This is a genomic window from Aeromonas sp. EU05-FHT14A05, from assembly GCF_058791175.1.
Genome location: NZ_JBYTDH010000002.1, coordinates 320,044 through 332,127, shown reverse-complemented (window position 1 = coordinate 332,127; position 12,084 = coordinate 320,044). Strand labels below are relative to the sequence as shown.

At 59.0% G+C, this 12,084-nt stretch carries 8 protein-coding genes and 2 pseudogenes; 4 read left to right on the top strand and 6 right to left on the bottom strand.

The window, feature by feature from the left end:
* Positions 1-442 precede the first annotated feature (442 nt).
* The 5 genes and pseudogenes from AC3WR3_RS04745 to AC3WR3_RS04725 form a co-directional block, all read right to left on the bottom strand.
* A complete protein-coding gene (locus AC3WR3_RS04745) occupies positions 443-1,441 on the bottom strand; it encodes an ATP-dependent nuclease (RefSeq protein ID WP_492291310.1) in 999 nt (332 codons plus the stop codon).
* A 273-nt stretch (positions 1,442-1,714) separates the two neighbouring features.
* A pseudogene (locus AC3WR3_RS04740) lies at positions 1,715-1,819 on the bottom strand (ATP-binding protein); the annotation flags it as partial.
* A 416-nt stretch (positions 1,820-2,235) separates the two neighbouring features.
* Positions 2,236-2,709 (bottom strand): GNAT family N-acetyltransferase, encoded by a 474-nt coding sequence (locus AC3WR3_RS04735; protein ID WP_492291309.1) that lies wholly within the window; start codon positions 2,707-2,709, stop codon positions 2,236-2,238.
* Positions 2,710-2,764: 55 nt separating this feature from the next.
* Positions 2,765-3,046, bottom strand: a pseudogene (locus AC3WR3_RS04730) (hypothetical protein).
* A gap of 133 nt (positions 3,047-3,179) precedes the next feature.
* Positions 3,180-3,599 carry a MerR family transcriptional regulator gene (locus tag AC3WR3_RS04725; RefSeq protein ID WP_247625873.1) on the bottom strand — a complete coding sequence of 140 codons (420 nt, stop codon included), beginning with the start codon at positions 3,597-3,599 and terminating at the stop codon, positions 3,180-3,182.
* A gap of 215 nt (positions 3,600-3,814) precedes the next feature.
* Here AC3WR3_RS04725 and AC3WR3_RS04720 point away from each other — a divergent pair, with 215 nt between their 5' ends.
* Entirely contained in the window at positions 3,815-5,068 is a 1,254-nt protein-coding gene (locus tag AC3WR3_RS04720; protein WP_492291308.1) for an NADH:flavin oxidoreductase/NADH oxidase family protein, read from the top strand.
* On the opposite strand, the gene AC3WR3_RS04715 is transcribed toward AC3WR3_RS04720, so the two are convergent.
* Positions 5,058-6,272 (bottom strand): ROK family protein, encoded by a 1,215-nt coding sequence (locus tag AC3WR3_RS04715; protein ID WP_492291307.1) that lies wholly within the window; start codon positions 6,270-6,272, stop codon positions 5,058-5,060. The genes AC3WR3_RS04720 and AC3WR3_RS04715 overlap by 11 nt on opposite strands.
* A 119-nt stretch (positions 6,273-6,391) precedes the next feature.
* On the opposite strand from AC3WR3_RS04715, the gene AC3WR3_RS04710 reads away from it, so the two are divergent.
* The 3 genes from AC3WR3_RS04710 (at position 6,392) to AC3WR3_RS04700 (ending at position 12,057) form a co-directional block, all read left to right on the top strand.
* Positions 6,392-9,670 carry a DUF5107 domain-containing protein gene (locus AC3WR3_RS04710; RefSeq protein ID WP_492291306.1) on the top strand — a complete coding sequence of 1,093 codons (3,279 nt, stop codon included), beginning with the start codon at positions 6,392-6,394 and terminating at the stop codon, positions 9,668-9,670.
* 81 nt (positions 9,671-9,751) lie between these two features.
* Entirely contained in the window at positions 9,752-11,203 is a 1,452-nt protein-coding gene (locus AC3WR3_RS04705; RefSeq protein WP_492291305.1) for a sugar porter family MFS transporter, read from the top strand.
* The gene (locus AC3WR3_RS04700; protein WP_492291304.1) at positions 11,200-12,057 is read left to right on the top strand and encodes an aldose 1-epimerase; all 858 of its coding nucleotides are present in this window, start codon (positions 11,200-11,202) and stop codon (positions 12,055-12,057) included. The genes AC3WR3_RS04705 and AC3WR3_RS04700 overlap by 4 nt, the downstream gene beginning before the upstream one ends.
* Positions 12,058-12,084: the final 27 nt, after the last annotated feature.

The window sequence follows — 12,084 nt, the reverse complement described above, 5'->3', positions numbered from 1 at the left end:
AAGATCCCGAGTGTGAGCCGGATCCCAAAGCGAGGCGTCGGATAGAGAACATCAGGTTTGCATTTTTTAATAAATAAAATCATGCGGTTATTTAATTGTTTGTTGCAGCTACATCGCTGTGGCCCTACCAGTCTGGACGGGAGAGAGAAGCTTTTTCTGTAAATTTGTGAGGGTGTATGATGGGGCCGGATGTGATCCGACGCACATAAATGGCTGTCATCAAGGGAGCTTGGGGGAGGGCACACTGGAGAAATAAGCTTGGCGAGCGGGATTTGTGGGGGTAACCGTAGGGTGCAATGAACGGAGTGAATTGCACCGCCTATCACGGTGATCGGGAGGTAGAGGTGCAATGCGCGCTGCTTATTGCACTCTACCGAGCTGGAGACCCCAGCACAGTGGAAGTGCTGGGGGAAGAGACTAGGTCTTCTCTTTATTCTTTGTTTTAGGCTACTTGAATCTCTGAATCCAAATGATCAGATATGGCCTCAATAATGTCATTTGCAATATCATTATCTGCACATTCTCGAAGCCAAACACGACACATAGCTCTCCATAACTCATCAGAGCCTAAAACTATTCTGTCTGCAATGGATTTTATCCATTCATGGTGATCAGGGAGTGTTAAAGCGTTTTCTGCAGCATGAACAAAATCGGTATGAGAGCGGTTAATTAAGATGGCTATCCCTTGCCATTCTTTCTCTCGTAGCTCTTCGAATATCATTCTTTCCGGGGCATCTTCTCCTGGGAGGATCATGCATCCGGGGGCTGGATCTTGATCACCATCAAGAATCACCACTGTTGGTCTAGAAAATCTATTTCCATCAACCATTTGACCAAGTGCTTTACCTACAGAGGCTGCACCAAATGCGGAAATTGAGCATCGAGAAAGGTTATCCAATGCTCTTTTAGCCATAATTTCTTCGACGAGAATCTTGGCGGTATTATCTTCGACGTAGACATCAATTTCAGGATGGACTTCTTCATCCATTTTTGACAGCGCAAATTCAGGACTAACACCAGGAACTACACATTTCTCAGCTCCGTTTTTGAATACATAAACTCTAGCGGATGCAGGTAGTTCTTCTAGAACATACGGTGAATGTGTAGTTATAATAAACTGAATTAGCTTGGTTCTAGATATTTCAGCTAGATCTCTAATTAATCTTCTTTGGGCTCGTGGATGTAATGATGTTTCAATTTCATCAATAAGAACAACACTATACATAGGAATGTCTATTGCTATCATATCTGCAATTGTTGCTTCTCCTGCTCCTTGATGAAATCCTGAGTATTCAGTTCCATTATGAGAAACAACAGGTATGTTTCTGGTTTGATCTAAATTTGTTGTCGCTTGTCTTGCAGCTACATATGGTTTGCCAATTATATTTGAAAAGCGTTGTAAAGCATCATCAGCAAAAGCTAGCGAACTTGCTTCATTCAAAGCTGGTTTTGCTAATCTAGCATAACCAGTACGTGCTGATATTGGTTGGATACGCCTTAGATCTAAATAAATAACTGGGCGTTTTTTCCTAGTGTCATTACCACGCCATCTAGTTGTTGGTTTACGAACAGATACCTCTGATGAGTTTGGTCCTTCTTTAACTGATGCTTTTATGATAACGCCAACTAAGGAATCCCAAGCTGTATCGGGAAAAAAATTTGATGCGAAGAATTTATCCTCAGTTGTTGACTCATAAATGCTTGCTACGGCTTGAATAATTGTGCTTTTCCCAGCACCATTCTCTCCACAAATTGCAACTATAGGGAAATTGAAATCTGTTCTCTGTCCTGTCCATCCCCTGACGCCATCAAGCTCAATCCATTCTAAATGCTTAGGAAAATCACCTCGTTGTCATTTCCCTGCTAACTTTCTAATTTCTTTGCTTAGTGCCATTTTTTGCTCCTTAAAAGAAATTTAAAAAATGTTGGACATTGTGACAGACAGCCATTCCGAGAATTGTCGTATTCTACGATGAATTATTTATATATTGATTGCCTACCTACCAGTTAATCACCAGCTAGTGTTCCAATATACTTGAACGAATGCCCGTATTGAGGCGACACGTTTGCTATGTGAATGACTCAAAATTAGGCGTTGGTTGTCAATTGGACATCTTAACCAAGGTCATTCAATGGCAAAACAGGAAGCTGATAAAAATTAGCCACAGATCAACAAATTTCTTGATAAGAGAAATGGATTGGTTGCTGTCAGGTGGCACCTGTGCCAGTAGGTGACTAGCCGTTGAAGAGTGGGGTATTGGGCTCCAGCACCAGCGATAGCCGCAGCATATCCTTGTGCTGGATGCCGTACTCCATCAGGGGCTCGGGGTAGTGGATAAGGAAGTGATCTTTTACGACGGCATCGACACGAAAGCCGTGGCGCTGGTAGTAGGTGAGCTGGTGGCTGAAGCTGCCGGTACCGAGCTCGACGCGGTTTACCCCTTTCCCGGCCAGGCTGGTCAGCACGAAGCGCAGCAAGCCGGAGCCGATGCCTTGCTGCTGGCGATTGGGGGAAACGGCGATATTGAAGATCTCGGCTGTTTTTTCCCCCACCAGACCGGCCACACAGGCTCCCACCACCTCGTTGCCTGCCAGGGCGGCAAAGCCCCAGGCGCCGGGCAGATAGGCGGTAATGCGCTGCTCTGCGGGATCGGCCTCCAGCAGCAGCGCCAGCGGCAGTTGGTCGGGGTTTATCTCGACAAACCTCATCTTTATTTCTCTTTTATCTCGCTCTGACTGTCCGGGGCGCGCCGCCCTCTGGGCCTCAATACTCGAGAAACTTCTCGCCGCAGCGCTCGCAGATCAGGTGCCTCACATGGGTGGCCTGATAGGCCAGGGTCGAGCCGAATGCCCAGTTGGTGATGCTGCTGGAAGTAAAGGCTTACCAGAAGGCTTTGCGCGGATCCTTGGGCGCGATGTCCTGACTGTGATCGCGAGGGACCAGCGCCACTATATGGCGGGTGCGCTCAGCGCATTTGTCGCAGCGATGGATTTCGCTCTGCGCCTGCTGTTCACATTGTTTTTGCTGTTCACGCTGGGCTGTCATGATGAGCACTCTCCTGCTGATGGCGCGCCCATCATAATCCTCTCCACTTGGCTCTCCTCCCCTCATATGGTGTGGCTCCATTGAGGGAGGAGCTCCTTTTCTGTGTGGTGGCATGAGGGCATGGCAACGTCGATCAGGGCTGTTTGGGGGATGTGATGCCCATGCTGGCCAATACCCGGGCGGCGTTCTCCTCGCACGGCATCTCGTCGGGTTTGGACTCCACCAGCCGGATCAGGGTCTGCAACTGCTGCTTGCTGTGGGCAAGCCTTGCCTCCAGCGCTTCGATATCGCTCACCTTGGCCTTGAGTGCCGCCAGCAGCGGGGCCTGTTGCCAGGTGCCGATATCCGCCGGCACCAGCTGCTTGATCTCGTCGAGGGAGAAGCCCGCCTGCTGGGCCTGGCCGATGATGGTCAGCAGCTGCACCGTCTCGGGCGGGTAGTCGCGATAGCCGTTGGCACCCCGTCGCACCTTGCTGAGCAGGCCCCTGGCTTCATAGAAGCGGATGGCCGAGGCCGCCATGCCGGTCTGTCTGGCCAGTTCACCTATCTTCATCTTGCCTCCTGGGCTGCGGGTTGGCGGGTCTGCCCGCCGAAGGGCGGGATCAGGGAGGATTCTAGGGTTAAAGCCCGCTTGAATGTCAACGGCCCTGAGCAAGGGCGGTGTGGGTGGATGCGTTTCCCTCATCGCAACGGCATCCCGACAAAGGGGCTTGACCTTCAAGTCAGCTTCAAACTTATGGTGGGGCCCTCATTACCGAGGAGATCGCCATGAACCCCTTTACTCCCCTGACCTTGCCCAATGGCAGCCAGCTTATCAACCGCCTCGCCAAGGCGGCCATGGAAGAGAACATGGCCGACCGTGACCATGCCCCCTCAGAGGCGCTGATCCAGCTCTATCGCACCTGGGCAGAGGGCGGCGCCGGCCTCATCATCACCGGCAATGTGATGGTGGACGGTCACGCCATGACGGGAGCGGGGGGCGTGGTGCTCGACTCCCCGGAGCTATCCCCGCAGCTGGCCGGGCGTTTCACTGCCTGGGCCGAGGCGGCCAAGAGCGGCGGCGCCCAGATCTGGATGCAGATCAACCACCCCGGCCGCCAGATGCCGGCGGCGCTGGGGCAACCCACCCTGGCACCTTCCGCCGTGCCCATGGCGCTCGGCGGTTTCTCCAGGCAGTTCGCCCCGCCCAGGGCCATGAGCGAGGCCGACATTGCCGAGGTGAAGGCGCGCTTTATCAACACGGCGCGGCTGGCACAGCGTGTCGGTTTTGACGGGGTGCAGATCCACGCCGCCCACGGTTATCTGTTGAGCCAGTTCCTCTCGCCGCTCACCAACCTGCGCCGCGATCGTTGGGGCGGCAGTCTTGAGAATCGTGCCCGCCTGCTGCTGGAGATAGTGCAGGGGATACGTGAGCAGGTGGGGGAGCGCTTCTCACTGTCGGTCAAGCTCAACTCCGCCGACTTTCAGCGTGGCGGCTTCAGCACCGAGGATGCCAGGGCTGTGGTGGAGATGCTCAACCTCCTCGGGGTGGATCTGGTGGAGCTCTCCGGCGGCAGTTACGAGGCGCCCGCCATGCACGGGCAGGCCCGCGATGGCCGCACCCTGGCGCGGGAAGCCTATTTTCTGACATTCGCCGAAGAGATAGTGAGCGCCGCCCGCATGCCCGTGATGGTGACCGGGGGGATCCGCCGTTATCCGGTGGTGGAGCAGGTGCTCGGCAGCGGAGTGGCGGTCGTCGGCATGGCCACCGCGCTTGCCATCGCCCCGGATCTGCCCGCCAGATGGCGCCGGGAGCAGGAGGCCAGCGCCGAACTCAGACCCATCCCCTGGCGCAACAAGGTGCTGGCCTCGGTGGGCTACATGGCGATGGTGAAATACCAGCTGCGGCGGCTGGGGCGCGGCCAGCCCAGCCGCCCCAAGGTCGCACCCGCCCTGGCGCTGGCCTGCCAGCAGTGGCAGACCCTGCGTGGCAACGCCCGCTATCGGCGCTGGATCAAGGGGCGACCCGTTTTCACTGGCTAAAGCCTGCCGCATCACGCTGCGCTAGTGCCCGCTCCACATAGAGATAGCCGATGCCCGCCACCTGCTGGGGACGGGTGAGCTCGCCAAAGCGCAATTGGGTCGCATTGACGGCATCGCTGCAGTCGAAGGGGTTGGCACCGGTCTGGCTGACGATGGTCTGCAGCCAGGGCTCGCCGAAGTCGCAGCTGCGGCCATAGAGCAAGATGCGGTTGATGTTGAGGATATTGAGGAAGTTGTAGAGGCTCAGGCCAATGGCGCGTGCCCCCTCGTCCACCAGGGTGCGGATCATGGCATCCCCCTGGTGGTAGAGCGCGAGCAGCTGGGCCGTGTCGAGCTCTCCGCCTGCCGGCGCCGGGTTGTCGGCACTGGCTTGCTGCTTGAGAAAGACCCTTGCCCGCTTCTTGATGGCAAACAGCGAGGCGACCGTCTCCAGGCAGCCATAGCGGCCGCAGGCACAGGCGCTGCCGTCTGGGTTGATGATGGTGTGGCCTATCTGGCCGCTGCCAAAGAGGGCGCCCCGGTAGATCTGGCCGTTGATGATAAAGGCGGAGCCTATGCCATAGTCGACGTTGATGACGCAAAAATCCCCGTTTCCTTCCCGGCCCTGCCACTTCTGGGCCAGCGCTAGCATGATGCAGTCGTTATCCACCATCACCTCGCAGCCGAGGCGCTCCTCCAGCAGATACTTGAGCTCGACCGGCGCGTGCCAGGGGGCCTGCGGCATGGTTTGCGACACCCCGGTGGCCGGGTTGACCTGGCCGTGTACCGCCAGCGCCAGCCGGATCGCCAGCCCCTTATGGCGGCGCTTGTGCTGGTAGTAGTGCGCTTCAATCAGGCGCAGCAGCTCATCGGGGGTCTGCGGGGCTATCTTCTGGGCGCTGAACTCATCCTGCGGGGTGATCAGGTTGTCCACCAGTATGCTCTCCAGGCTGGTGGGGCTGATATTGAGGCAGAGGATGGCCCCCTGGCCACTGGCGATACGGTAGCTGCCGCCGTTGATGCCGCGCAGGGAGAGGTTCTGTTCGCTGTGGCTGATGGCGCCGTCGGCCACCAGCTCGTCGAGGATCTTGCTGACCGCCGGGATGGAGAGCTCGCAGTGACGGGCCAGGGTGGACTTGCTCGCCTCCTTGAGTTGGTAGAGCAGTGCCAGCAACACCTGCTTGTTGTGGTGGCGTACCTTCTGGTTGTTCAGGCCAACGATCATCAGTTCACTAAACTCCGCTTACTGTATTGCGTGATCTTTAAGCGAAAATCGCTGTAATCACCATTCTAAACTGGCCTCATCAAAACGTTTACTAATAAATGTTAAATGAGGCGAGATTGATGAGAGCTGATGTAAGAGTCTGGGTCGAAGCCGTCACCCTGCCGACCTACGAGGTCGGTGCCGAAGATCCCAACCCCATGTTTCTCGAGAAGCGGGTCTATCAGGGCTCCTCGGGGGCCGTCTATCCCTACGGCGTGATCGACACCCTGACCGGCCAGAAGCAGATGAAGTCCTATCAGGCGGTCTGGCTGGAGAACGACTTTATCAAGGTGATGTTGCTGCCGGAATTGGGTGGCCGCATCCACCGTGCCTACGACAAGGTGATGCAGCGGGATTTTGTCTATTACAACGAGGTGATCAAACCGGCGCTGGTGGGGCTGGTGGGGCCCTGGATCTCCGGCGGCATCGAGTTCAACTGGCCGCAGCACCACAGACCCACCACCTTCATGCCGGTGGATGTCACCATTGCGGATCGGGAGGGCGGCGCCAAGACCGTCTGGCTCGGCGAGGTGGAGCCGATGCGCGGTCTGCAGGTGATGGCGGGCTTCACCCTCTATCCCGACAAGGCGCTCATCGAGATCACCGGCAAGGTGTTCAACGGCAACGATACGCCGCGCCACTTCCTCTGGTGGTCCAACCCGGCGGTGAAGGGGGGCGATGCCCACCAGAGCGTCTTCCCGCCCGACGTGACCGCCGTCTATGACCACGGCAAGCGCGACGTCAGTGCCTTCCCCATCGCCCGCGGCACCTACTACAAGGTGGATTACTCCGCCGGGGTCGATATCTCCCGTTACCGCAATATTCCGGTGCCCACCTCCTACATGGCGGACAAGTCCGACTACGACTTCGTCGGTGCCTACTGCCATGACGAGCAGGGCGGCCTGTTGCACGTGGCGGACCACCACGTATCCCCTGGCAAGAAGCAGTGGAGCTGGGGCAACTGTGACTTCGGTCTGGCCTGGGATCGCAACCTGACCGACGACAACGGCCCCTACATCGAGCTGATGACCGGGGTCTACACCGACAACCAGCCCGACTTCACCTGGCTGGATGCGGGGGAGGAGAAGGTGTTCGTGCAGAACTTCCTGCCCTACAACACCCTCGGCACCCTGCAAAACGCCAACACCCGCGCCGCCATCAAGCTGGAGCGCAGCGATGACGGCATCGTCTGCGGGGTCTATGCGGTGGCGCCACTTCGCGGGGCCAGTTTCGAGGTGAGTGACGAGGGGGGCGTGCTGTTTACGCAACCTCTGGAGTTGCAACCGGGTCAGGCCTGGCTTGAGCCGCAGGCCATCACCAGCGAGGGACGCTTGCAGGTACGTCTGCTGGATGAGCAGGGCCAGCCGATCCTGAGCTATCTGGAGCATCAGCCCGCGGGCGAAGCCCTGCCGGATCCTGCCACCGCGCCAGAGCCCGCCGTCAATCTCGACTCGGTCGACGAGCTCTATTTCATCGGTCAGCATCTTGAGCAGTATCTGCACGCCAGCCGCTCGCCCTTTGATTACTACCTGCGGGCACTGGAGCTCGATGGCGGCGACTATCGCTGCAACCTGGCACTGGCGACCCTGGAGTACAACCGTGCCAACTATGAGCAGGCGCTGGTCTACGTCAATCAGGCGCTGACCCGTGCCCATCGGCTCAACAAGAACCCCCAGTGTGGCAAGGCCAGCTTGCTGCGCGGCCACATCGAGGAGCGTTTGGGCCAGTTCGATGCCGCCTTCGATGACTTCTACAAGGCGACCTGGAGTGGCAACTGCCGCGACAGTGGTTTCTTCGGGTTGGCCCGCATCGCCATGGTACGGCGCGATGCCTCGCAGGCGCTGCAATTTGTCGAGCGCAGCCTCGCGGTCAACGGTACCCACTACGGCGCCATCGCCCTCAAAGGGTTGGCGCTGCTGGAGTCTGGCCAGCAGGAGGCGGCCATCGCCTATATCGACGAGCAGCGCGTTCGTTATCCACTTCACTATCAGCTCGCCTTCCTGCGCTGGCTGGCAAGCGAGCAGCCGACCGATCTCGAGGCGCTGCGCACCCTGTGCAACGGGCGCGGGGTGAACCTCTGTTTCCTGGCGAGCAATCTGCTGGCGCTGGGACGCCCCGAGCTGGCGCAGCAACTGCTCTCAACACTGCCGGTAGAGGAGACCCTGCCGCTGCTGTTCCAGGCTGCATTGTTGCCGGAAGGTGAGGCACAGGATGCCCTGCTGCAACGGGCCGAGCAGGCCTTTGGCCGCAAGGTGCGTTTCCCCAATACCCTTGGCGAGGTGGCCATGCTGGCGCAACTGCCCCACAGCTGGTTTGCCAGCTATCTGCTGGGCTGCTTCCACTACAGCAAGCGCAGCTACCCGCAAGCCATTGCCCTGTGGCAGCAGGTGTGCGAGCAGGCGCCCGAGTTTGCCCCGGCCTGGCGCAACCTTGGCATCTATCACTTCAACAAGAGCGGCGATCCGGTGGCGGCCGAGCAGTGCCTAAGTCGGGCGTTTGCCCTCAAGCCGGATGATGCCCGTCTGCTGTTTGAACTGGATCAGCTGCACAAGCGCTGCGCCATGGCGCCAAGGGAGCGGTTGGCGCTGCTGGAGGCGCATCGTGAGGTTGCCCTCAAGCGCGACGACCTGACCGCCGAACTGCTCAGCCTCTATCACATCACCGGCCAGCTGGAGGCGGCGGCAGAGATCTTGCGGCTGCGTGAATTCCACCCCTGGGAGGGGGGCGAGGGCAAGGTGACCGGTCAGTACCTCATCAACCAGCAGCGCCGGGCGCTGGTACTGATGACTCAGGGACGCCATGAGCAGGCTATTCCGTTGCTGCAACAGGCGCTGCACTACCCCCTCAATCTGGGGGAGGGGCGTCTGGTGGGGCAAACCGACAACGATATCCACTACCTGCTGGCGCTCTGCCATCTGGCCTGTGACAACCAGAGTCTGGCGGCCCAGAGCCTGCAACAGGCCTGTCTCGGTCAGGGATCGCTGGGGGCCAGCCGCTACTACAACGATCAGCCGGTGGATTACCTCTTCTATCAGGGTATGGCGCTGGCACGTCTTGGTCGGGTTGCGGAGGCGCAGCGTCTCTTTGAAGGAATGGTCGGCTGGGCCGAACAGGCGATGGGCGAGTCGGTCGAGGCGGACTTCTTCGCCGTCTCACTGCCGGATCTCATCGTGCTCGATGACGACCCGCAGCACAAACATCGCCAGCACTGTCTGCTGGTCAGGGCGCTCGGCCTGTTGGGGCTGGGTCAGCGGGATGGTTGTGAACATAGCTTGCGAGAGCTGCTCGCCCTCAACCCGGCTCACGACAAGGGGCACCTCTTTGCCCTGATCTGCCGCGAGCTGTCACTCAACTCATAACTCTCATAACAAAAACCGGCGCCCCGCCACGGTGAGGGGTGCCACTGCACCCTACAATCGACAAGATAGAAAGGATGAGTCATGGAACGCACGAAAAATCAATTGGATACGAATGGGCTCAATATGAGCTACATCTGGATGATCTGTTTGGTGGCCGCCTGCGGTGGCCTGCTGTTTGGTTATGACTGGGTCGTGATTGGCGGGGCCAAGCCCTTCTATGAGGCCTATTTCGCCATCACCGACCCGGCCCAGTCTGGCTGGGCCATGAGCTCGGCGCTGGTGGGCTGCGTGTTGGGGGCCGCCATCTCCGGCTGGTCAGCCGACCGCTTCGGTCGCAAGAAGCCGCTGATCCTGGCCGCCATCCTCTTCACCATCTCGGCCTGGGGCACGGCTGCGGCCAGCAACTTCGATCTGTTTGTGGTCTATCGCATCATCGGCGGGATCGGCATCGGTCTGGCCTCTGCGCTCTCGCCCATGTACATCGCCGAGATCAGCCCGGCCGACAAGCGGGGCAAGTTCGTGGCCATCAACCAGCTCACCATAGTGATCGGGGTGCTGGCGGCTCAGCTGGTGAACCTGATGATCGCCGATCCGGTGGCGAGCAACGCGACTCAGGCCGATATTCTGGCGACCTGGAATGGTCAGTCCGGCTGGCGCTGGATGTTCGGTGCCGAACTGGTACCTGCACTGGCCTTTCTGGTGTTGATGTTCTTCGTGCCGGAGTCGCCGCGCTGGCTGGCCAAAGATGGTCAGTATGAGAAAGCCTCCCGCATGCTCGGCAAGATTGGCGGTGATGCCTATGCCAAGCAGACGCTGGCCGATATCCGTCAGACCCTGGTGGGTGAGACCCACAAGGTCTCGCTGGCGGAGCTGGGCAAGCCCTCGGTGCGGCCGATCCTCATCATCGGGATCGTGTTGGCGGTGTTCCAGCAGTGGTGCGGCATCAACGTCATCTTCAACTATGCGCAGGAGATCTTTGCCTCCGCCGGGTTTGACATCAACAGTACCCTCAAATCCATCGTCGCCACCGGTCTTATCAACCTGCTGTTTACCCTGATAGCGCTGCCCATGGTGGACAAGATTGGCCGTCGCAAGCTGATGCTGATTGGCTCGGCCGGTCTCACCATCATCTACGGCATGATGGCGGCGGCCTATGCCACAGGCGTACTGGGGCTGCCGGTGTTGCTGCTGGTATTGGTGGCCATCGCCATCTATGCCCTGACCCTGGCGCCGGTGACCTGGGTGCTGCTCTCGGAGATCTTCCCGAACCGGGTGCGCGGTCTGGCGATGTCGGCCGGTACCCTGGCGCTCTGGATCGCCTGCTTCGTGCTGACCTACACCTTCCCGCTGCTCAACGCAGGACTGGGTGCCGCAGGCAGCTTCCTGCTCTATGGCCTTATCTGTTTCGCCGGTCTCATCTTTATCTATCGCAAGGTGCCCGAGACCAAGGGGGTGACGCTGGAGGCGCTGGAAGCCCAACTGGCCCAGGGCAAGGTCGAACTGACGCCGACCAAGGCGAGCGTCTCGGCATGACGGTTTACACATTGAGCAACCCGCATCTTAGGATGCGGGTCTCTGCACAAGGGGCCTGTCTGCTGGGGTTTGAAGATGACAAAGGGCGCCCGCTGCTACGAGAAACTGACCCAGCGCAGCCATGGCATCCCGGGCAGAGCGCGCTGTTTCCCATGGTGCCGCTGGCCAATCGGGTCGCGGGCAATCGGTTCGAGCTGTGGGGAGAGGTGTGTGCGTTGCCCGCGAGCGAACTCGATCCCGACTTCTTTTTGCATGGGGATGGCTGGCAACAGCCATGGCAACCGGTGGCGTTGAGCGACAGCTCGGTGACCTTGCAGCTCACCAGCCAGAATGGCCCCTTTCACTATCTGGCGGAGATCGACTATCGGCTGCAGGGAGCGAGCCTGGTGGCGCGGATCAGCCTGACCCATCTCGGGGAGAGCCCCTGCCTCTACGGCGCCGGTTTTCACCCCTTCTTCTGGCGCGATGAGCAGACAAAGATTCGCTTTCTGGCGAGCGGTGTCTGGCAGGAGGGGGAGGATCATCTGCCGACCGACTGGTCGAGCAGACTGGCGCCCAAGCTCGATTTTCGTCAGTGGCAGCGCCCGGAAGGGTGGCTCAACCACTGTTACAGCGGCTGGCGCGGTCAGGCCGAGATTGACCATCCTGCCCGCCAACAGCGCCTGCTAGTTTCAAGCGAGTGTGCCTTCCTGATGCTCTACCAGCCCGATGAGGGGAGCGGCTTCGTCTGTCTGGAGCCCCAGAGCCATGCCGCCAATGCCCACCAGATGGCCGGTCACCCCGGCTTGCGCCTGCTCGGCAGAGGGGATCGCATGAGCCTTGGCATGACCCTCGGCCTGCGCCCGGCGCCATGACTCCGGGTTGGCAATGACAGGGGGCCG

Coding starts and splice junctions, on each gene's coding strand:
- AC3WR3_RS04705 (WP_492291305.1), top strand. CDS start 9,752: ATGGAACGCACGAAAAATCAATTGGATACGAATGGGCTCAATATGAGC.
- AC3WR3_RS04715 (WP_492291307.1), bottom strand. CDS start 6,272: ATGATCGTTGGCCTGAACAACCAGAAGGTACGCCACCACAACAAGCAG.
- AC3WR3_RS04700 (WP_492291304.1), top strand. CDS start 11,200: ATGACGGTTTACACATTGAGCAACCCGCATCTTAGGATGCGGGTCTCT.
- AC3WR3_RS04735 (WP_492291309.1), bottom strand. CDS start 2,709: ATGAGGTTTGTCGAGATAAACCCCGACCAACTGCCGCTGGCGCTGCTG.
- AC3WR3_RS04725 (WP_247625873.1), bottom strand. CDS start 3,599: ATGAAGATAGGTGAACTGGCCAGACAGACCGGCATGGCGGCCTCGGCC.
- AC3WR3_RS04710 (WP_492291306.1), top strand. CDS start 6,392: ATGAGAGCTGATGTAAGAGTCTGGGTCGAAGCCGTCACCCTGCCGACC.
- AC3WR3_RS04720 (WP_492291308.1), top strand. CDS start 3,815: ATGAACCCCTTTACTCCCCTGACCTTGCCCAATGGCAGCCAGCTTATC.